The sequence below is a fragment of the Syntrophotaleaceae bacterium genome, assembly GCA_041390365.1.
Lineage (GTDB): Bacteria > Desulfobacterota > Desulfuromonadia > Desulfuromonadales > Syntrophotaleaceae > JAWKQB01.
On record JAWKQB010000003.1, the window covers coordinates 425,306 to 445,532 of the forward strand.

General features: G+C 58.6%; 16 protein-coding genes. 11 read left to right on the top strand and 5 right to left on the bottom strand.

What is annotated here, in order from left to right; translation table 11 throughout:
- Nucleotides 1-130: 130 nt before the first annotated feature.
- The 4 genes from R2940_14305 (at nucleotide 131) to dinB (ending at nucleotide 3,618) form a co-directional block, all read left to right on the top strand.
- The gene (locus R2940_14305; protein MEZ4600957.1) at nucleotides 131-895 is read left to right on the top strand and encodes an AAA family ATPase; all 765 of its coding nucleotides are present in this window, start codon (nucleotides 131-133) and stop codon (nucleotides 893-895) included.
- Between the two features lie 83 nt (nucleotides 896-978).
- Complete coding sequence (locus R2940_14310) at nucleotides 979-1,749, top strand: ParB/RepB/Spo0J family partition protein (GenBank protein MEZ4600958.1); 771 nt, start codon at nucleotides 979-981, stop codon at nucleotides 1,747-1,749.
- Between the two features lie 12 nt (nucleotides 1,750-1,761).
- Nucleotides 1,762-2,184 (top strand): polymer-forming cytoskeletal protein, encoded by a 423-nt coding sequence (locus R2940_14315; protein MEZ4600959.1) that lies wholly within the window; start codon nucleotides 1,762-1,764, stop codon nucleotides 2,182-2,184.
- A gap of 216 nt (nucleotides 2,185-2,400) precedes the next feature.
- Entirely contained in the window at nucleotides 2,401-3,618 is a 1,218-nt protein-coding gene (gene dinB / locus R2940_14320; protein MEZ4600960.1) for a DNA polymerase IV, read from the top strand.
- On the opposite strand, the gene R2940_14325 is transcribed toward dinB, so the two are convergent.
- Both R2940_14325 and R2940_14330 read right to left on the bottom strand, forming a co-directional pair.
- Nucleotides 3,574-4,344 carry a sugar phosphate isomerase/epimerase family protein gene (locus R2940_14325; protein MEZ4600961.1) on the bottom strand — a complete coding sequence of 257 codons (771 nt, stop codon included), beginning with the start codon at nucleotides 4,342-4,344 and terminating at the stop codon, nucleotides 3,574-3,576. The two genes, dinB and R2940_14325, sit on opposite strands and share 45 nt — an antisense overlap.
- A complete protein-coding gene (locus tag R2940_14330) occupies nucleotides 4,337-5,347 on the bottom strand; it encodes a potassium channel protein (protein ID MEZ4600962.1) in 1,011 nt (336 codons plus the stop codon). Before R2940_14330 ends, R2940_14325 begins: the two co-directional genes overlap by 8 nt.
- A gap of 224 nt (nucleotides 5,348-5,571) precedes the next feature.
- On the opposite strand from R2940_14330, the gene R2940_14335 reads away from it, so the two are divergent.
- The 6 genes from R2940_14335 to R2940_14360 all read left to right on the top strand — a co-directional run bounded on the left by R2940_14335 (nucleotide 5,572) and on the right by R2940_14360 (nucleotide 11,166).
- A complete protein-coding gene (locus R2940_14335; GenBank protein ID MEZ4600963.1) occupies nucleotides 5,572-6,942 on the top strand; it encodes a glutamate-cysteine ligase family protein in 1,371 nt (456 codons plus the stop codon).
- A 110-nt stretch (nucleotides 6,943-7,052) separates the two neighbouring features.
- Nucleotides 7,053-9,047 (top strand): transketolase, encoded by a 1,995-nt coding sequence (tkt, locus tag R2940_14340; GenBank protein ID MEZ4600964.1) that lies wholly within the window; start codon nucleotides 7,053-7,055, stop codon nucleotides 9,045-9,047.
- A gap of 93 nt (nucleotides 9,048-9,140) precedes the next feature.
- The gene (locus tag R2940_14345; GenBank protein MEZ4600965.1) at nucleotides 9,141-9,794 is read left to right on the top strand and encodes an RNA polymerase sigma factor; all 654 of its coding nucleotides are present in this window, start codon (nucleotides 9,141-9,143) and stop codon (nucleotides 9,792-9,794) included.
- Entirely contained in the window at nucleotides 9,791-10,240 is a 450-nt protein-coding gene (locus R2940_14350; protein ID MEZ4600966.1) for a hypothetical protein, read from the top strand. Before R2940_14345 ends, R2940_14350 begins: the two co-directional genes overlap by 4 nt.
- A gap of 45 nt (nucleotides 10,241-10,285) precedes the next feature.
- Nucleotides 10,286-10,768 (top strand): DUF3106 domain-containing protein, encoded by a 483-nt coding sequence (locus tag R2940_14355; GenBank protein MEZ4600967.1) that lies wholly within the window; start codon nucleotides 10,286-10,288, stop codon nucleotides 10,766-10,768.
- 65 nt (nucleotides 10,769-10,833) lie between these two features.
- Nucleotides 10,834-11,166, top strand: a complete 333-nt coding sequence (locus R2940_14360) for a c-type cytochrome (GenBank protein ID MEZ4600968.1) — start codon at nucleotides 10,834-10,836, stop codon at nucleotides 11,164-11,166.
- A 42-nt stretch (nucleotides 11,167-11,208) separates the two neighbouring features.
- Here R2940_14360 and R2940_14365 read toward each other — a convergent pair whose 3' ends face one another.
- The 3 genes from R2940_14365 to msrA all read right to left on the bottom strand — a co-directional run bounded on the left by R2940_14365 (nucleotide 11,209) and on the right by msrA (nucleotide 14,101).
- On the bottom strand, nucleotides 11,209-11,448 hold the full coding sequence (locus R2940_14365; protein ID MEZ4600969.1) for a lipopolysaccharide assembly protein LapA domain-containing protein: 240 nt from the start codon (nucleotides 11,446-11,448) through the stop codon (nucleotides 11,209-11,211).
- 371 nt (nucleotides 11,449-11,819) lie between these two features.
- Nucleotides 11,820-13,331 (bottom strand): OmpA family protein, encoded by a 1,512-nt coding sequence (locus tag R2940_14370; protein ID MEZ4600970.1) that lies wholly within the window; start codon nucleotides 13,329-13,331, stop codon nucleotides 11,820-11,822.
- Between the two features lie 230 nt (nucleotides 13,332-13,561).
- Nucleotides 13,562-14,101 (bottom strand): peptide-methionine (S)-S-oxide reductase MsrA, encoded by a 540-nt coding sequence (gene msrA / locus R2940_14375; GenBank protein ID MEZ4600971.1) that lies wholly within the window; start codon nucleotides 14,099-14,101, stop codon nucleotides 13,562-13,564.
- A gap of 264 nt (nucleotides 14,102-14,365) precedes the next feature.
- On the opposite strand from msrA, the gene R2940_14380 reads away from it, so the two are divergent.
- Nucleotides 14,366-20,125 carry an alpha-2-macroglobulin gene (locus R2940_14380; protein MEZ4600972.1) on the top strand — a complete coding sequence of 1,920 codons (5,760 nt, stop codon included), beginning with the start codon at nucleotides 14,366-14,368 and terminating at the stop codon, nucleotides 20,123-20,125.
- Nucleotides 20,126-20,227 lie beyond the last annotated feature (102 nt).

Sequence of the window (20,227 nt, forward strand, 5' to 3'; positions counted from 1 at the left end):
TGAGTTTTCGTCCAGTCCTGATTCCATAACCAGCGGTATGTTGAAGATATAGACGACACCTTTTCCCTTTAATCGAAGGGAGAAAATGTGGTAGCTTCCAACAATGTGAATTCTTCGGGAGGGTTGAGTTATGGGCCAGATTATAGCAGTGGCCAACCAGAAAGGCGGGGTCGGTAAAACCACGACGGCGGTCAATCTGTCCGCCAGCCTGGCAATTGCCGAACAGCGCACCTTGCTTGTTGACATGGACCCTCAGGCCAATGCCACCAGTGGTATCGGCATCGACCGAACCTCCCTGCGCAAAACAACCTATCATGCTCTTCTGGGCGAGGTTCCCGTCCAGGATGTCATCCAGCCGACATGCATCGAATATCTGCAGATTCTCCCCGCGACAACCGACCTTATCGGCGCCGAAATTGAGCTCGTCGGAGAAAAGGAGCGGGAAACCCGCCTCCGTTCGGTTCTATCCGAGCTGAGGGATGATTACCGCTATATCATCATCGACTGTCCCCCTTCCCTCGGACTTCTGACCGTCAATGCCCTTACCGCAGCGGACTCGGTGCTGATCCCGCTGCAGTGCGAGTACTACGCCATGGAGGGCTTGAGCCAATTGACCAAGACCATCCGTCTGATCCAGCGGGATCTGAATCCCCGGCTGGAGATAAACGGTATCTTGCTGACGATGTTCGATCGCCGGAACAACCTTTCCCACCAGGTGAGCGAGGAGATGCGCAAATATTTTGCGGACCGTGTCTTTCAAACGGTCGTTCCCCGCAATGTCAGGCTCTCTGAGGCTCCAAGTCATGGCCTCCCCGTGCTGATGTATGACATTGCCTCCAGCGGAGCTTCCGCCTACCTGGCGCTGGCGAAAGAAATTATCCACACGAGGAAATGAAAATGGTTAAAAGACCCGCACTCGGAAAAGGAATCGGCGCCCTCCTGACTTCGGTTTCATCGGATAACGGGAGCAAGTATTTTATGTGCCCCATAGAAGAACTTCGTCCACACCGGGAGCAGCCGAGAAAAACCTTCGATGATATGAAAATGGCCGAGCTGGTAGCCTCAATCCGGGAAAAAGGGATTATTCAACCACTGGTTGTTCGCAGGACCGAAGACCATTATCAGATCATTGCGGGGGAAAGGCGGTGGAGAGCGGCCCAGAAAGCGGCTTTGCATGAGGTCCCGGTGGTCATACAGGATGTCACGGAGGATACAGCCTTCGAAATGGCCCTGATTGAAAACCTTCAGCGGGAGGATCTCAACCCGATCGAAGAAGCCGAAGCCTACCGCCATTTGATAGACCGCTATGAACTCACCCAGGAAGAGGCCGCAAAAAGGGTCGGAAAGGATCGATCCTCCGTAACCAATTCCTTGCGCCTGCTCCGGTTGCCCGCGGAGATCAGGGAGGATGTCACTTCAGCTCGACTGACCATGGGGCATGCCAGGGCCCTGCTCTCACTGGATGATGATGCGGATCTGCTCGAAGCGCGGGAACAGGTGTTGCGAAAGAAACTCTCCGTGCGGGAGACCGAAGCACTGGTGAGAAAAATCAAGAGCTTCGGCGGCGTTCCGAACCGCAAGCCAAGACCTCGTCCTGCCCCGGAAATTGTCCATTTGGCAGAAGAATTGCAAAGAGCACTGGGTACACAGGTCAAAATATCGCCCGGAAAAAAAGGCGGAAAAATTGAAATCTCCTATTTCTCCGCAGACGACCTCAATCGATTGCTGGAGGTGCTCGGGGTGCTCTAGGGACACGCGATCATGCTGAAAAAAAAGGACAAAACAACCATGCGCAAAGAATCCGGTACGGAAAAAGGAGAAATTAAGGCTTTTTTAGGTGCAGGCAGCCAGTTCGAAGGGACCTTGATTTTTGATGAGATCGTCCGGATGGACGGCATCTTCAGCGGCAAGATTACGTCGAAGGACACTCTCATCGTCGGGGAAACCGCCAAAATCGATGCGGATGTCACAGTGGGCACCCTGATTCTCAGCGGCCGTTTTAAAGGCACCATAAAAGCGGCGAAAAAAGTCGAATTGAGGGCCCCCGCGGAAGTCGAGGGGACCATAGAAAGCCCCTCCCTGGCAGTCGAGGAAGGGGTGGTGCTGAACAGCACCATCACAATGCGCAAGGAAGGGTTAAAAGAAAGCCCGAAGGTTGTGGCCGCCATCAACCAGAAGGAATGACGCCCCTAATTGTCACCCTCCCCCCTTTAACCCGGCCATATGGCCAATCCAGTGCCTTCAACCGATCCCCTGAATTTTGATCGAGAACGAGGTCGGACGCAGCATCGGAAAATATTCGCATCGACTTAAGACAATTGCATGAAGTAAGATATCAGGCGGAACCGCTATATTGGTGGTTTCGCCTTTTTAATGAGTCGTTTCATAGTGAAGGGTGGAATGAATCTGATGCAGGCCGAGCGATCTATCATTCATCTCGATCTCGACGCCTTCTACGCTTCGGTTGAGGAGCTGGATTATCCGGAATTGCGCGGTCTTCCCATCATCGTTGGCGGAAGTCGGGATCGCGGGGTGGTCTGCGCCTGTTCCTACCCGGCCCGGCGATACGGAGTTCGCTCGGCCATGGCCATGGCAAAAGCGATGCGTCTCTGTCCCCAGGCCGTGGTCCGATCGCCGCGAATAAAACGCTACGGCGAAGTATCCAGGGAGGTCTTCGCAATTTTTGCCCGTTATACCGACTGTATTGAACCCCTATCGGTAGATGAGGCCTTTCTGGACGTCACCGGTTGCGAAAGATTGTTCGGTCCGGCTGGGAAAATAGCGGCCGAAATTCGAAAGACGGTCTCTTCGGAGATCGGATTGAGCATCAGTGCCGGAGTGGCGGGGAACAAGTTTCTGGCCAAACTCGGATCCGAGCAGGCCAAGCCCGATGGTCTTTTCATCGTGCCGGATCCACCGGAATCGTTTTTGTTGCCGCTGCCGCTGGGGCGGCTCTGGGGTGTTGGTCCGGTGATGCTCAAATCTCTTGAAAATCAGGGGTTGCGCTCCGTGGCCGATTTGAGGCGGATGAGCCGTGAGAGTCTGCAGAAACGCTTCGGAGCCATGGGCGAACATCTCTATCGCCTGGCCAGAGGGGAGGATAGCCGGCCGGTCGAGCCCTTTTCGGAGGTCAAATCGGTCGGGCACGAAGACACCTTCGAGCGGGATCTGTGGGATCGGCAGGAAATGCACCGAGCCCTGCTCGATCTGGCGGAGCGGGTTGCCGCCCGCCTCCGACGGAAAGGGTTGTGCGGAGCCTCCCTCACACTCAAAGTCAAGTATGCGGACTTTTCGACGGTGACCCGAAGCCGTACCCTGGATCAGGGAATCAACCATGCCATGGATATCTATCATCAGGCTGTTGAACTGATGGGGCGGACAGCGGCCGGTGAAAAGGCCGTCCGTTTGCTGGGAATCAGCCTCGGCAGGCTGCAGAACCATGGTGATGGACAGACGGAACTTTTCGGAATCGAGTCGCGCCAGCGACAGATGGCGCTTGATCAGGCCGTAGACAGTCTTAGGGGGCGATTTGGATTTGATGGAATCCGCAGGGCATCGCTATTGGAAGGGCCATCAGGGCCGAAACCGGGCCGCGAAAAAGGGGATGGTTCGAAGTAAACCGGCCTTGCTGTGAATCTCGAGCGTGGCCGTCGGTAACCGGTGCATTGAATCGATCTGCTGGAAAAGGTCCTCGAAGTCGATATTCCCCTCCCCGGCCGGCAGATGAGCATCGCTGGTCCCGTCGTTGTCGTGCAGATGCAGATGGATCAGTCGTGAGCGGAAGGCTGAAAGCCATTGCCGGAGCGGCACTTTGGCAAACAGGTTCCAGTGGCCAATATCGAAGCAGTGGCCCACCCATGGATTGTCGAGTTCTTCAATCAGGGTCGCAAGGGGCTCCGGCTCATCGTCGAAAATATTTTCCAGGGCCAGCAGACATTCCTGTTCACCGGCCTGGTTGATCAGATCGGGCCAGAAAGCCAAGCTGGCTTCGAGCCAGGGCTCGCTGCGGCCGCCATATCGCCAGCGATCGTATCCGGGATGGAACACGGCCAGGCTTGCCCGGCACTTCCCGGCCAGGTCAAGAGTCTGACGGAAGCGGAGTTTGCTGGCTTTTCTCACCAGGGGTTCGAGGGCGCCGGGATTCAGATCCATGAAGGGGGCATGGAAAATAATCCCGAGACCCTCCTCTTCCAGTTGACGGCAGCAGTCGATCAACTCTCCTACCGGCTTCTCCAGATCATCCCACTTGAGACCGATTTCCGGCTGCAGCCGATTTTCCAGAAGCAGCCCGAGGTGCTCCTTCAGCATATGGCAGGGAACGTGGACATGGAGCCGGTCACCCATGATCCTCTCCTCCGGCGGCGATCAGTTCGAGTTTCTGGATAGCGGGTTGCTCTCCCAGGGTAATGAGGATGTCCCCGGCATCGATGACCGTTGTCGAAGCGGGGTTGAACAGCATGTTGCCGGCCGCCTTCTTGATGCCGATAATCATGATTCCCCATTCCTTGCGGATGCCGGAGGAGATCAGGGTCTTGTCCACGAGGGAGGATCCGGGGGCCACCCGGATCTCTTCAAGCTGCAGCTCGAGGTTTTCCCCACCGACCGCGATGTCGATGAAATCGACCACCGAAGGGCGCAGAATTGCACATGCCATACGGTTGGCCCCGATCTGATAGGGAGAAATGACCTTGTTGGCACCCGCCCTTTTCAGTTTGACCTCGGTTCCTTCTTCCCCGCACCGCGCCAGGATGAAGAGATCCGGATTGAGTCCGCGGGCGGTCAGGGTGATGTAGACATTGGCCGTTTCGGAATTGACAGCGGTGATCAGGCCTTTGGCTCTCTGAATGCCCGCCTCGATGAGAGATTCGTCCTCCGTGGCGTCCCCTTCGACAAACAGAATATCGCTTGTCCGCAATTGCTGGCAGAGTTCCGGATTGTTTTCCACGACAACGAAGGGTAACCTGCCCTGAAGCTGCTTGCTGATCAGGGCTCCTATTCTTCCATAACCGCAGATTATGTAATGCCCCTGAAGCTGATTGATCTTTTTTTCCAATTTCATCCTCCCCAGTATCCGCAGCAGCTGCCATTCCACCATCGACTGGGCGAGGCTTCCTATGGTATAGGCGATGGTCCCGGCTCCGAAGACGATAACCAGAATGGTAAAGATACGCCCTGCTTCCGAAAGGGTATTCACCTCCTTGAAGCCCACCGTTGAAACCGTGATAACGGTCATGTAAAGGGCATCCAGGTAGGACCAGTGCTCGATCGTGGCATAGCCAACGGTGCCGAGCACTATGGTGGTGACGAGGACCAGCAGGGAGATTTTAAGATTGCGAGCCGGATTCATGTCCTCTCCGGTGAAACAAAATATTCCGGATGATAGCCTTGCACCGGGAAAAAGGCAAGCAAGGAACCCTGCCCTGGTTCCTGAGCTAAACACCTTGACAGACTGGGGAAACTGCTTACAATTCGAAAAACCTGCTGAAGCCTGCGCGGATGGATGGCAAAGATACCGGCGTACCATCTGCTTTGCTTCGGTTCCTCTCTTGGGAAGGATGGTTTCGATAACCCATGACCACAATGCTGAAAACCGGGCTCGACCACCCCGTGACCGGGGTACGGGACCTGGTCGATTACCTGAAGTCAGGCGCCCGTCCTCCGGAAAAATGGGGGGTCGGGGTCGAAATGGAAAAGTTGGTCCTGGATGTTCATTCCGGAGAGGCGGTTGCTTTGGAGAGGATCGAGGTCCTTTTCGAACGCCTGGCTTCCCTTGGCCCATGGAAGCGAATCCATGAGCAGGGGCGATTGATCGCGCTGCGAGGACCCGATTCTTCCGTAACCCTTGAGCCGGGCGGTCAGTTGGAGCTTTCGGGTGCCCTTTGCCCGGACCTTTATTGCTGCCTTGGGGACTTCTGCCGCTACGCGGCACAGATCGTCGAGCAGGCTGAAAGCCTCGGTTTGCTGTTCCTCGGTCTGGGGGTGCAGCCCTTTTCCAATCCCGATGACATCGGCTGGCTGCCCAAGGCCCGGTACGACATCATGCGTTCCTATATGAGTAAAACCGGCGACATGGGGCATCGCATGATGAAACAGAGTGCCGGCCTGCAGGTCAACCTCGATTTTTCCGATGAGCAGGACTGCATCGAAAAAATGCGCGTTGCCCAGTGGTTGTCTCCCCTCTTCTACGCCCTGTTTGCCAACTCGCCGATCATGGACGACCGACCAACCGGTTTTCTTTCCACTCGTGGAGAAATCTGGTCCCGCACCGATCCCGACAGGACCGGCCTGCTGCTCGGGCTTTTTGCCGGAAATGCCGATCTGGGGACCTACGCCGAGTACGCCCTCGATGTTCCCATGTACTTCATACACCGGCAAGGCCGGATGCTGGATATGACCGGGGAGCGTTTTTCCTTTCGCCGGTACCTGGCCGAGGGGTTTGACGAGGCTCGCCCTACCCTGGCTGACTGGGACCTGCATCTTTCCACCCTGTTTCCCGAGGTCCGCCTGCGCCCGCAGATAGAACTGCGGAGCGCCGACAGCCTGCCGCCCCGTCTCGCTCTGGCGGTAGCGGCCCTGGCCAAGGGGCTGTTGTACGATCGGGAGTCCCGCAGGGCAGTCGCTTCGATATTCGAGGAACTGGGGGTGGAAAAGTTTCTCCAAGTTTACCGGAATTCATGGAAAATGGGCCTCAAGACGCCATTCGGAAACCGCACTTTGAGGGAGGTGACCCTGGATATCCTGTCCCTTGCCCGAGATGGGCTGCGCCGCCAACACCGGCAGGGCCTGGATCGGCCCGATGAAAGCCAATTTCTCGATCAGATAGGAGAAATAGCGGAGAGCGGTCTGACCCTGGCCGAAAGGCTGCTGGCTGGCTGGCAGGGGTCCAGGGCGGAAAAGCTTTCCCTGCTCAGGGAGCATTGTGGTTATTCCTTTTGTTCCTAGGAACCCGGCACATCAGTACTAACTAAAAAAGGTCTTTGAATTGCAGGGCCTGGAGGTAGTAAACTGATCCGGACCTGTTGGTGCCCAAAGCAAAGCGGAGAATCTGCTGTATGAAAGACGCCAAAACCGATATCCCACTCATCCGGGCATCTATCGACACTTTGAGACTTCTCGCGGCTGACGCCGTGGAGCAAGCCAATTCGGGACACCCCGGAACCCCCATGGAAGCGGCTCCGGTCGCCTATCTGCTGTTCCGCCATCATTTGTGCCACAACCCCAAAAACCCCCAATGGCCCGGTCGTGATCGCTTCGTACTCTCCTGCGGCCATGCCTCGATGCTTCTCTACGGTGCCCTGTTTTTGACCGGCTACGATCTGTCCCTGGACGATATCCGCCATTTCCGACAGTTTGGCAGCCGGACTCCGGGGCACCCCGAGTTCGGCCATACGCCAGGAGTGGAAACCACCAGCGGACCTCTGGGCCAGGGGGTCGGAGTCAGCGTCGGCATGGCCATGGGTGCCCGTTTCCTGGCCCAGCAGATCGATGTCGACCTGTTCGATTACCGAATTTTCGCTCTCTGCTCCGATGGAGACCTGATGGAAGGCGTGGGAGCTGAAGCAGCCTCCCTGGCAGGGCATTTGCGGTTGGGCAATCTGATCTGTATCTACCTGGACAACCGTATCACCATCGAGGGAAAAACCGACCTGACTTTCAGCGAGGAGGTCGCCGCCCGGTTTCTTGCTTATGGATGGCATGTGCAGAGGGCCGAAGGGGAAAACCTTCCTGAGATCGACGCCGCTCTCGAGCGGGCCAAGGGGGATCCCCGCCCCTCCCTGATCGTCCTCCGAACCCATATCGCCCAGGGCTCACCAGGCAAACAGGATAGCGAAGAGGCTCACGGCGCTCCTCTCGGATCCGAGGAACTCCGGCAGACCAAGCGGGCATACGGTCGGGACCCGGATCAGATGTTCGTCGTACCGGAAGATGTGGCACGACATATGGCGGAGGCGGTACAGCGGGGCGCAGAACTGGAACACCAGTGGCGCACAAAGCTGGCCGAGCGTCACGGCGAAGCGCTGCCGGAGATCTGGTGGAAGGCCGCTGAAGGGCATCTTCCCGACGGCTGGGAGCAGGCTCTGCCTGAGTTCGCTCCCAAGGACGGCCCCATGGCCACCCGTAAAGCCAGCGGCCTGGTTCTCAACCTCCTCGCCTCGAGGTTGCCACTGCTTTTGGGCGGATCGGCTGATCTCGGTCCTTCCAACAATACAATGATCAAGGGGCAGGGTGCCTTCGCTCCCGGAACCAGTGGACGCAACATCCATTTCGGAGTGCGCGAGCATGCCATGGGCGCGATCCTCAATGGGTTGGCCCACACCCCGGGGCTTATCCCCTATGGCGGAACCTTTCTCATCTTTTCCGACTACATGCGTCCGCCGATCCGTCTGGCAGCCATGATGGGTCTGGGGACAATCTATGTTTTCACCCATGATTCCATCGGTCTCGGCGAAGACGGACCGACCCATCAGCCCATCGAACAGCTTCCCGGCCTGCGCGCGGTGCCGGGGCTGCAGGTCATCCGCCCCTGCGATGGAAACGAGACGGCAGTCGCCTGGCAGGTCGCCATCGCCAGCAGAAGGCGACCGACGGCCCTGATTCTGAGCCGTCAGAACTTGCCTATCCTCGATCGCAGCCAATTCGCCCCCGCCGCCGGCCTGGCCCGTGGAGGCTACGTCCTGGCACGGGAGCAGGGACCCTTGTCAGCGATTCTGCTGGCCAGCGGATCGGAGGTGGCTCTGGCACTGGCCGCCCGGGAGAAGCTGGAGCCACAGGGCATCCCCACGCGTGTGGTCTCCCTTCCCTGCTGGGAACTGTTCGAGGATCAACCGGAGGACTACAAGGAGGACGTCCTGCCGCTTACCTGTCAAGTCCGGGTAGCCGTGGAAGCGGCTTCGCCCTTCGGATGGGAGCGCTATGTCGGCCGGAAAGGCCGTATCCTGGCGATGAGCGGTTTCGGTGCCAGCGCCCCGGCAAAAGAGTTGATGTCGCATTTCGGGTTTACGCCGGAAAAAGTCATCGAAGCTGTGGTGCAATTGTTGAAAAGATAAAAATTGTTCCGATCGTCGCATTGCCCGGGTAAACCTTTTTTCTGCTGAAACGTCAGAATTCGCAAACAGACCAGTAGATTCAGGGGAAGGCTGATGAATTTGAATGCCGCCGCAACTGTTATCGATCCGGACCGTCTTGCGGAGGTTTCTGAGGTTTTGGAAACAGAAAGTGTTCTAACCGAGCAGATTCTGCTCGACCAGATCAGGTCCGGGCATCCCTTGGCTTTCGAGCAGCTGGTGCAGGCCAAGGCGCCACAGATGATCAATCTCGCCTATCGCCTGGTAGGCAATCGGGAGGAGGCAGAGGACATTGCCCAGGAAGCCTTCCTCAAAATGCACAGAACCCTGGATACTTTCCGCGGCGAATGCAGCCTTTCCAGCTGGCTCTACCGGATCGTTTCCCGCCTGGCTATCGATCACTTGCGGCGGGAAAAGTTAAGGCGCAAACTGTTTTTCTTCCGCCAGAGCGACGAAGAGGCCGACCCCCTGGAATTGGTGCCCGACTCGGGTCCTTCCAGTGTCGATATTCTGCAGGCCCGGGAGACGGAGAGCCGCTTGAAGCAGGCGCTGAAACGCCTGTCTGGGCGGCAGCGGGCAGTATTCGTTCTGCGCCATCAGGAAGGGCTCCCGCTCAAGGAAATCGCGGCCGTGCTCCAACTGGAGGAAGGAACAGTCAAAGCCCATCTTCACCGGGCGGTCCGTGTTCTGCGCGTCGAACTCCAAGATCTGCATGAGGATCAGCCATGAACAGCCACCACAGAGAACATTACAGCGAAGAGGACCTGTTGCTCCACTATTACGGCGAAACCAGCCGCGAGGAGAGATCCCGGATGGAGAGCCATATCGCCGGTTGTCAGACATGCGGGGACATCTGGCGGTCGCTGCTGCGGACTCTGGGAGCCGTACCTCGGGTTGGCGTGACTCTGTCCCACAAGGAAACGCTCGATTTTGCAGCCCGGGTGGCCCGGCGTGCCGGACGGCGCAGATTGTCCCGTGGCTGGCTCTGGGGGGGGACCCTGGCCACCGCAGGACTGCTCGCCCTGATGCTGTCGGTTCGCCCCCCCGCTCTGCGGCCGGGGCCAGGCGACAGTTCGAATAAAGTGGCGGAATCCACCCTTTTGAAGGAAATGGACCTGCTGCAGAAAATGGAAATGCTCGAACAGCTTGATCTTTTGCAGGAATTCGATGGATAAGGCTGAATGGGGATATGATATCCCGACCAATGGGGAAAAAGAAAAATGAAACGCTTCCTGCTGCCCGTACTCGCTCTGGTTTTCGGTCTGGTTCTGATTCATGACCTGGCGTTGGCTAAAAACCTCGACAAATTCGAGTCGTTCGAATCCTGGAGAATAGCCAGGGCAGACGACGACCGAGGTCAATACCGGCATGAAGACCGGCGGGAAATGACCCCTGACCAGCGCCGCGAACTGGAGAGACGATATCAGAAATTTCGGGAACTATCGCCCGAGGAGCAGCAGAAGCTGCGACAGCGTTATGAGCGATTCAAGGACATGTCCCCGCAAAAACAGCAGGAGATGCTGGAACGCCACCAGCGCATCCAGCAACTTACCCCACAGCAGCAGGAAGAGTTGAAAAGGGATTGGCAGCAGCTCAAGGAACTCCCCCCCGATGAACGCAGCCTGCGGCGCCAGGAGATCCGTCGAAAGTTCTTCGACGAAAACGGCCATGAACGGAACGGCAAGGGGGGCGGTCGCCGCTGATAGTGGCAGCGTTGTCGTCAAATTCTCAGGTGATATACTCCAGGGGAAAACCAGGGAGGGCAAGAATGAAAGAAAGACCGTTGTGCATATTCCTTATGTGCCTGCTGATCGCCCTGCTGACGGGCGGTTCCTTCGTTTGGGCGGAACAGGCCACCGACAAAAGCGGCAAGGCCCTGTTCGCACAGCACTGCGCCCTTTGCCATCCCAACGGAGGCAATATCATCAACCCCGCAAAAACGCTGGATAAAGAGACTCTGGCAGCCAACGGCATTGACGATGTCGACGGCATCATCGACACCCTTCGCAACCCTGGCCCGGGCATGACCCCCTTCGGCCCGGAACTCATCCCTGACGGCGAGGCCAGAAAAATCGCCGATTACATTCTTGAAACTTTCTGACTTGGAACCAACAAAAAGTTACAACCTAGTGGTTTTTGGTATTTAGGGAGATCCGGAGGATTTTTTCGAGGCTTTCCCTTTGCCTCTGCTACGGCTGTAAAGCATGGTGACGATGACGCCGAGAGCAAACCCGGTGAGCAGTGTCACCAGAAGCAGAAGAGCGTGAGGCAAAATGATGTTCAGGAACAGGATTCTCGTTTCAACTGGCTGGGTGTTCTGCAGGATAACCGTGGTGGCCAGCAAAGCCAGCAAGGCTGCGAAAATGAGACGGCCTTTTGCCATATGAACTCCCTTGGCAAAATGAATGAGAGGACGTCGGAACAAAAAAAAGCCGCCGCCGCCTTGTTTGTGTGGGGTAAGGAGGGGGGCTATTTGACACACTCTAGGAGGAATCGCCCGTTTTTCTCGCCAAAAACGGGGCACATTGCAACCAAAAGGATCGTTTTTCACAAAAGCAGGAATGGGATCTGTTTGAGTTGTTAACACAACGGCTATCTTAATACAAGAAAATTTATCAAAAAGTTTCACTTTGTATCAAAATTAAGCCAGGACGGTCGTTGACAGAGTCAACCGAATCGAGCTTTTTGTCAGCCGGCGTAAGGCTGTCGATCAGGTTGTTAAAGGCGCAGCTCCCGGATAGCCGCCTGCCAGTTTTACAGGCTTTCCTGCTGAACCGGGAGGACCGGTTTGATGACCAGATCGATGCGGCGATTGAGAGTCCGCCCATCGGCAGTGGCGTTGGAAGCCAGCGGCCGCTGGGAACCGTAGCCGATGGAGGTTATCTTTCCACCCGGCAGGGTTTCACTGGCCTCCAGGTAGGATTTCACCGCATCTGCCCGGCTCTGGGAAAGTTCCCGGTTTTTGAATTCAGAGCCGGTGCTGTCGGTATGGCCTTCGATAATCGTTTCGGGGCGGTCGAACAGCCGTATGGCTCGCCTCACCTTGCCCAGCAGGGGGTAGTTTTCGGTACTCACCGTGGAGCTGCCGACGGGAAAGGTGAGCGCTTTGAGACGAATGATGAATCGGTCCGCCTGTTTGTAGATTTCAGCCTCCCCAGGCTTGAACAGATCCTGCAATTGTGTAAAGAGTTGCTGAATCCGGCGCTCTTCCTCGAGGTGCTTTCTGGCGGCCAGTTTCTCCTCCGCCAACCGTTCCCGGGCCTCCCGTTCTTCCCTGGTCACCCCTTCGAGGGTGGCGATCTCCTCCCGCAGCTTGCCGACCTCCCTCTCCCGGGCGATGACCTCGTCGTTCAACGCCTGACTGGCCGCCTCCCAGGCCTCGACGGTGGCCAGTATGCTTTCAAGCTGCTCGGCAAAGAGCTGATCCCGCTGATCCGGGGCGCCCAGCCGGCTCGATGTGGAAAAAAGCTGGTGCTCCATTTCACGAGCGATCTGTTCGGGATTCAGGGTCTTCAGTCTTTCGCTCTCCTGCATCACGGTTTCAAGCCGCCGCGCCTGAAACAGGGCGGCGGCCGATTTTCTCCGAATCTCATCCGTCTGGTACCGGTTTTCGGAAATAAACATTTCCGCCTGATGCAGTTGGTCCCTAGCCTCGGCGAGGGTCAGCGGCGCCTGCTTGGCGGCCCTGCGCTGCTCCAGTGCCGCCAGGAGAGAGCGGGGCTCGTTCAGATGCCGGTCCTTGATGGCACGCAATTCCAACTGGTCGAAGGCATCGAAAACCTTCGCCTTGTGGCGCTGAGCCCAGGTGAGCTCGCTGCTCTCGATGGCCCGGGTCAATTTCAGGAACTCTTCCTCCGCCTCGGCAAAATCTTCCCCCAATGCGATGGCACCGGCCTCTATGGCATTGTTCCGGACCTTGATCACATTAGCCAGGACAGTGTTGCTAATCTGCACCGCCTGTTCGGCGCGTTGCAGCTCCACCCGGGCGGAGGTTACTTTCAGCAGGATGTCCGAGATCTTCTCTTCCCGGGCCAACATCCTGCCCGCTTCCTCGAACAGCTGGTTCGCCCGGACGAAGGACTCGGGAGCGAGCACGTCAAACTGCTCTGCCCGCGCCGATGCGAGGTCTTGTTTCAGGCCGTTGAATTGCTGAACCGGATCATTGGTTTCCAGGGCGATTTCGGGAAGGACTTCCCGGCCGGCACAGCCTCCGAGCAGAACCATAAGCAAAGCCCCGGTCGCAACCATACGCAAACGACTTCCCATCGGTGAATCTCCTTGGAAATAACATGAAAAACAACCTTTAACAGGAAAAGGGGTGGACTCAGTGTAGAAAAAAACGATTGCATTTGCAACACAAGGCTGCCGGGATGAAGGTGAGGACTTGCAGCGCAGGGTCATGGCGGCGGGAAAAGGAAACGTCGCCCGTGGAAAGTCACGGGACCGGCCGGATCTTGGGACAAAAGGTGGGGGTGAAAGGCTGCCGCCAAAAGGTCTTATCGGACCTTTTCAGCGAAATCCTTGCGCAGCTTCTGGATTTTCGGATCGATGACCATCCGGCAGTACATCTGGTCGGGATTCAGCCGATAGTAGTCCTGGTGATAATCTTCGGCCGGGTAGAAAGCGGTGAAAGGAACGATTTCAGTGGTGATCGGATCGGGCCAGAGGAGGATCTTTTCGATGTTGGCCTTGGACTTCTCAGCGATCTTACGCTGTTCCTCATTGTGAAAAAAGATGGCCGAGCGGTACTGGGTGCCTACGTCCGCGCCCTGGCGGTTGAGGGTGGTGGGATCATGGGATCTCCAGAAAATTTCGAGTAGCTCGGCGAAAGAAATGATCTGCGGATCGAAACGGATCTGTACAGCCTCCGCATGGCCGGTTCGGCCGCTGCACACCTCCCGGTATCCGGGATTGGGCAGGTTTCCGCCGGCATAACCTGAAACGACATTGATGACTCCTCTCAGCTGGCTGAAAACGGCTTCCACACACCAGAAGCAACCTGCGGCCAGGGTAGCCACTTCAAGCTGATCGTTCATGGGTCTCCTTGTTCTCTTTTTAATCGGCGTTCCTGTCGTAAAAATCAAAAAAATTCTACCACAGAGCTGTCAAAAATGCGTAATCCCCCTCCAGATTCCCCGGTGATCGATACCAGCGGGTCTAGCGAAGACCTTTTTGTCCTCCTTATGACCTTAAAAAAAAAACGGCGGATACAGTTGGAGGAAAAAGCTTGATCGCTGTCGCCGGGACGGGTATGAAGAAGTGATTGGCCGGTCTCTGATTTTTCTGAAAGGATGGAGAAAATGGGGAATCTGTTGAACAGCTTCGGGTCCGTGGGCAAAAAACTGGCTGGAACCTTTTCCTGGACCCCTCCCCCCTGGGCGACCGCCCTGAATCGCCGCCGCAAAGAGCGCCCGGGCCGATTCTGGAGCGGACTTTTCCTGCTGCTGATTTTGTTGACGGGAGGGATTGCCGGCTATCTCCAATATCTACGATTGCCGAAGCCTCTGATGGTGTCGGCATCGATCGAGGAACCGGGCCTTACCCCCAACGTCGAAGATCCCCGACCCGATCCATTGCGCATCATCTTCTCCTATAAGACCGATGGCCTTGGTCCGGGTCAGGAGGTTCCGGAGTCTCCGCCATCGGTGGCCCGCATCGATCTGGTAAACCAGCGGCTGGAAGACGGAATCCGCCTCGATCCGGCGATGACCGGCAATTGGAGCTTCGAGGGTGACCGGACGCTGGTCTTCGTTCCCGAGCGGGAATGGCCGGCCGGCAGCTCCTTCACCGTTCGCCTCGATAAAAAAATCTTCGTTCCCGAAATCCGGTTCAGCGAGCTGCGTTACGATTTTCAAACCCCCGCCTTCACCATCACCCTGGACGATCCGGAGTTCTACCAGGATCCCCGGGACCGCAAGATCCGCAAGGCCGTTGCCACCCTCAAATTCTCCCATCCGGTTGACGAAAGCAGCCTGAAAAAACATCTGACCATGACCATGCGCCCTGCGGATAAAGGGGCGGAAGCTGCGCCGGAGGAGGTGAAATACGAGGTCACCTTCGACCGGAACCGGCGCGAGGCTTATGTGCACAGCGTGCCTCTGGAGCTGCCGGAGCGTTCCAACTATCTGCGGCTGACGGTCGCTTCCGGAGTCGAACCGGCCATCGGCGGCAAGGCTTCGGACAAGGATCTTTACCGGGACCTGCTGATTCCCGACCGCAACAGCTATCTCAAGGTGCAGGAGGCCCGGGCCGACATCGTGCGCAACCAGCAGGACGAGCCGCAGCAGGTTCTCTTCCTTCGCTTCACCGACGACATCGCCGAAGAGGAACTGAAGGGCAAGCTGCGGATCTGGCTGCTGCCCGAAGAGAATCCCCGCCATCGCAACCGCTATTGGAGCGGGCCCCGGGAGGTCACCGAGGCCGTTCTGCGACAGTCGGAAGCGCTGAATCTCGCTCCCCTGGAGACCGAAAAGGGATTTGCCCGCGAATACCACATCCCCTTCGACGTGCCGGCCGAACGGACCCTCTACCTGCGTCTGGAACCGGGCCTGACCTCTTTGGGAGGATTCGTCCACGCGTCCCTTTACGACACCCTCATCCAGCCTCCCGCATACCCTCAGGAGATCAAGCTCGCCGCCGACGGAGCCCTCCTCTCCCTGGGCGGTGCTCACCAGCTGGGGCTGCTGACCCGCAATCTGGGCGCCTTTCGGGTACGGATCGGAAAACTGCTGCCGGGCCAGCTGCAGCACCTCATCAGCCAGACCCGCGGTGATATCCGGGATCCCGTTTTCCAGGGCTTCTCCTTCGACCAGAACAATCTCGTCGAGTATGCCGAGCAGGTGATCGACCTGAAACCCCTTCACCCCAAACAGGCCAACTACGCCTCCGTCGATCTGACAAACCACCTCCCCGCCGGCGACGAGCGGTTCGGCTTGTTTTTTATCGAGGTCTGCGGCTGGGACAAAGAACACCGGACCCCCATGGACTGGATCAGCGACCGGAGGGTGATCCTGGTGACCGATCTCGGCCTGCTGGCCAAGGACAATGCCGACCAAAGTCATGAGGTTTTCGTCCAGTCCGTCGCCACCGGCAAAGCGGTGGCAGGCGCCCAGGTCACCCTGCTGGGGCGCAACGGCCTGCCGCTGCTGACCCGTTCAACTGACCAGCGGGGTCATGCAGCGCTGCCGAGCACCAAAGGGTTTGAAAACGAACAGGAGCCGACGGTCTACGTCGTCCGGGCGGGCGGCGACATGGCCTTCATCCCCTTCGAGCGGCCTTCCCGCCGGCTGAACTTCTCCCGCTTCGAGGTCGGCGGCGCACGGGATCGCCAATCGGAGGAGGGGAACGGCCTGAACGCCTATCTGTTCACGGATCGGGGTCTGTATCGGCCGGGTGAAAAGGTCGCCGTGGGCTGCATCGTCAAGTCGGGATTGCTCGACAACGTCGAAGGGGTCCCTTTGGAGATCGCCATCCGCAGCCCCCGCGGCAATGAAGTGGCGAGCAGGCGCCTCAACCTGCCGGAGAAGGGTTTTTTCGATTATCCCTTCGTCACCGAACCTTCCTCGGAGACGGGCACCTACCAGGTCGCCCTCTACCTGGTGCGGGACCAGAAGTACCGGGAGCGGATGATCGGCTCGGGCAGTTTCCGGATCGAGGAGTTCCAGCCCGATACCCTGAAGATCCAGAGCACCCTGGCCGGGGTGAGGGATGAAGGCTGGAGCACCGAGAAACGCCTCACGGCGAAGGTGACCTTGCGCAACCTGTTCGGTACCCCGGCCCAGGGGCGCAAGGTGACAGGTTTTCTCAATGTCCGGACCGCCCGGTTCGATTTCGAGCGGTACCCCGGTTTCATCTTCGCCGATCCCTGGTACGATCCGGACAAGCCAATTTTGGAGGTCAACGAGGAGCTGCCCGCCCAGACGATCGATGAGGAGGGCCGGGCGGAATTCACCCTGCCGCTGGACCGTTTTGCCGAAGGGACCTACCTGCTGACCCTGACAGCGGAAGGTTTCGAACCGGGCGGCGGGCGCAGCGTCTCCGCCCGCAATCGGGTACTCCTCTCCCCCCTGGAGACCCTGGTCGGCATCCGCCCGGACGGCAGGCTGGACTATGTCAGCCAGGGAGCCGAACGTTTTATCGACCTAATCGCCATCGGCTCCGACCTCGAGAGGCGGGCCCTGAAGGACCTGAAAGCCCGGCTGATCGAGATCCGCACCCTTTCGACCCTGGTCAGGCAGCCCAACGGCACCTTTGCCTACCAGTCGGTGGAAAAGGAACAGGAGCTGAGCACGACAGATTTCGCCATCGCCGCTGAGGGCACCCGCTACCGGTTGCCCACCAACCGGGCGGGCACTTACGTCTGGGAATTGATCGAACCGCAGGGGCTGAAGCTGGCCCGGGTGCGCTTCAGCGTGGCCGGGCACGGCAACCTGCTCGGCCGGCTGGAAAAGAATGCCGAACTGGAGCTTAAGCTCGATCGGTCCGACTACAAGGCCGGCGACACCATCGAGATGAACATCACCGCTCCCTACACCGGCAGTGGTCTGATCACCATAGAAAGCGACCGGGTGCATGCCTGGAAACGTTTCACCACCGACACCACCAGTACCCTGCAGACCATCACCGTGCCGGCCGATCTCGAAGGGAACGCCTATGTGAACGTGGCCTTCGTTCGTGATTCCGGATCGAAAGAGATATTCACCAGTCCCCTGAGCTACGCGGTGGCGCCTTTCACCATCGACCGGGGCCGGAGGACCCTGCACGTCGGTCTCGAAGTTGCGGAAAAGGTTCGGCCCGGGGCCCGGATGGAGATCGCCTACAACGCCTCGAAACCCTCGCGCATCGCGGTGTTCGCCGTCGACGAAGGGATTCTGCAGGTGGCCGGCTATCGGACCCCCCAGCCCCTGGATCATTTTCTGCGCAAACGCGCCTTGCAGGTCGACACCCTGCAGATGCTCGACCTGATCCTGCCCGAGTTCGACCTCATCCGCGAGGTGTCCGCCAGCGGCGGGGATGCGGCTTCGGAGCGGAGCAAAGCTCTGGCCGCCAACCTCAATCCCTTCGCCCGGGCCCTGGACAAGCCGGCGGTGTTCTGGTCGGGTATCCTCAAGGCCGACAGCGACCGCCGCACCGTCCACTTCACGGTGCCCGACACCTTTTCCGGCACCCTTCAGGTCATGGCGGTGGCGGTGGCGGACGGCGCCATCGGCGTAGCCCAAAGCTCCAGCCTGGTACGGGGGCCCTTCGTCATCACCCCCAGTCTTCTGACCCAGGCCGCGCCGGGCGATAGTTTCCGGGCCTCGGCGAACATCAGCAACATCCTGGAAGGTTCCGGAAAAAATGCACCTGTGACAGTGCGGCTGGAAGCTTCCGAACATCTCCGCATCGTCGGCGCCAAAGAGCAGCGCCTGACTATCAGCGAAGGGGACGAAAAGACCGTGCACTTCGAGCTTCAAGCGGGCGATCGGCTCGGTGCCGCCCAGGTGCGTTTCCTGGTCAGCTCTTCCGGAGAGCAGGCCGCCCGCCGGGCGACCCTGAGCATCCGCCCGGCCATCCCCTACTCCACCAGCATGATCAGCGGCTTCGAAAAGGACGGACGGGTGGAGATCGAGGTGCCCCGCAGCCTTTATCCTGACCTGGCCGATCAGCAGCTAGCGGCTTCGGGCAGCCCGCTGGTGCTCATCGAGGGCCTCTCATCCTATCTTGAACACTTCCCCCACGGCTGTACCGAACAGGTGGTCAGCCAGGTCTTTCCCCTGGTCGGACTGATGAGCCATCCGGCCTTCGCGCCCCACTCGGCCGACAACCAGGCCCGCTTCGCGGCCCTCATCTCCCGTCTGCGGGAGCGGCAAATGGCCGACGGCGGCTTCTGCTTCTGGCCCGGCGGCAGTGAAACAGCGGAGTTCCCCACGGTCTACGCCATGCATTTTCTTCACGAGGTGCGGGAGCTCGGCTACGCCGTTCCCGAAGACCTCATGATCCGCGGGCAGGACTACCTGCGGGAATATGTCGGCCGGACCCCCTCGACTCTGGAGGAGGCGAGGGTCCGGGCCTACGCCGTCTATCTGTTGACGCGGATGGGAGAAGTCACCACGAACCATCTGGTTCACCTGCAGACCTGGCTCGAGGAAAACCATTCGAAAACCTGGCGTCAGGATTTGGCGGCCGCCTACATGGCCGCGTCCTACAAGCTGCTCAGAAAAAATGGCGAAGCCGACGATCTGATAGGACGTTACCGGCTCGGCGAGGCCGGCGACAAAAAGGATGGGGTATTCCACTCGCCCCTGACCCGGGACGCCCAGTTCGTCTATCTGCTGGCGAACCACTTCCCGCCGCAGGCGGCAAAACTCGACGGACAGAACCTGCTCCCCCTGATCGAGCCGGTGTTCCGCGGCCGCTACAACACCATTTCCGCGGCCTACACCATTCTGGCCCTTGGCGCCTACGGCAAGCTGCAGCATGACGAGGGTTCGGAGTCGATCCGGTTCACGGCTATCGACGTTAAGGGAGGGAAAAAGGTTCTGACGGCAAAAGCGCAGCCTTTGCCCCGCGCTTCCATCAACCCGGGCACGGCCCGGGTGCTGGCGGAAGCGGACCGGGCCCTGTTCTATCTCCTGTCCCAGGCCGGGTTCGACCGAGAACCGCCCGCCGCCGTGGTTCGCAACGGGCTCGAGATCAGCCGCGATTTCCTTGATGGCGAAGGCAAACCGGCCACCGAACTGAGCCAGGGACAGGACGTCACCGTGCGCCTGCGGATAAGGGCCCTGAAGGAGAGGGTGGACAACGTGGCGGTCATCGAGCTGATGCCGGGCGGTTTCGAAGTGCTGCGCGACTCGGTGCCCCGCACCGCCTACAACTGGCGGGCCGACTATGTGGACGTAAGGGAGGACAGGGTGATCTTCTACGGCAGCTTCGACACCTCGGTACGGGAGCTCACCTACAGGGCCAAGGTCACCAGCGCCGGTGAATTCATCGTGCCGCCGCCCTGGGCCGAAGCCATGTACGACCGGGCGGTAAAGGCTGCCGGAGAGGCGGGGCATATCAAAGTCACTCCTGAGTGACGATTCGGGGCGGAAAAAACAGTAACAAAGAAAGCCACCCCAATCGAACGCAGATAAAGGCGGATTTTCGCAGATAATGTCAAAAGCAGGTTTGATTTCATC

Excerpts from the sequence above, each read along its gene's own strand:
- tkt (MEZ4600964.1), top strand. The coding sequence starts at position 7,053 with ATGAAAGACGCCAAAACCGATATCCCACTCATCCGGGCATCTATCGAC.
- R2940_14345 (MEZ4600965.1), top strand. The coding sequence starts at position 9,141 with ATGAATTTGAATGCCGCCGCAACTGTTATCGATCCGGACCGTCTTGCG.
- R2940_14365 (MEZ4600969.1), bottom strand. The coding sequence starts at position 11,448 with ATGGCAAAAGGCCGTCTCATTTTCGCAGCCTTGCTGGCTTTGCTGGCC.
- R2940_14360 (MEZ4600968.1), top strand. The coding sequence starts at position 10,834 with ATGAAAGAAAGACCGTTGTGCATATTCCTTATGTGCCTGCTGATCGCC.
- R2940_14355 (MEZ4600967.1), top strand. The coding sequence starts at position 10,286 with ATGAAACGCTTCCTGCTGCCCGTACTCGCTCTGGTTTTCGGTCTGGTT.
- R2940_14335 (MEZ4600963.1), top strand. The coding sequence starts at position 5,572 with ATGACCACAATGCTGAAAACCGGGCTCGACCACCCCGTGACCGGGGTA.
- R2940_14315 (MEZ4600959.1), top strand. The coding sequence starts at position 1,762 with ATGCTGAAAAAAAAGGACAAAACAACCATGCGCAAAGAATCCGGTACG.
- R2940_14325 (MEZ4600961.1), bottom strand. The coding sequence starts at position 4,344 with ATGGGTGACCGGCTCCATGTCCACGTTCCCTGCCATATGCTGAAGGAG.
- R2940_14370 (MEZ4600970.1), bottom strand. The coding sequence starts at position 13,331 with ATGGGAAGTCGTTTGCGTATGGTTGCGACCGGGGCTTTGCTTATGGTT.
- R2940_14380 (MEZ4600972.1), top strand. The coding sequence starts at position 14,366 with ATGGGGAATCTGTTGAACAGCTTCGGGTCCGTGGGCAAAAAACTGGCT.
- msrA (MEZ4600971.1), bottom strand. The coding sequence starts at position 14,101 with ATGAACGATCAGCTTGAAGTGGCTACCCTGGCCGCAGGTTGCTTCTGG.
- R2940_14305 (MEZ4600957.1), top strand. The coding sequence starts at position 131 with ATGGGCCAGATTATAGCAGTGGCCAACCAGAAAGGCGGGGTCGGTAAA.
- dinB (MEZ4600960.1), top strand. The coding sequence starts at position 2,401 with ATGAATCTGATGCAGGCCGAGCGATCTATCATTCATCTCGATCTCGAC.
- R2940_14310 (MEZ4600958.1), top strand. The coding sequence starts at position 979 with ATGTGCCCCATAGAAGAACTTCGTCCACACCGGGAGCAGCCGAGAAAA.
- R2940_14350 (MEZ4600966.1), top strand. The coding sequence starts at position 9,791 with ATGAACAGCCACCACAGAGAACATTACAGCGAAGAGGACCTGTTGCTC.
- R2940_14330 (MEZ4600962.1), bottom strand. The coding sequence starts at position 5,347 with ATGAATCCGGCTCGCAATCTTAAAATCTCCCTGCTGGTCCTCGTCACC.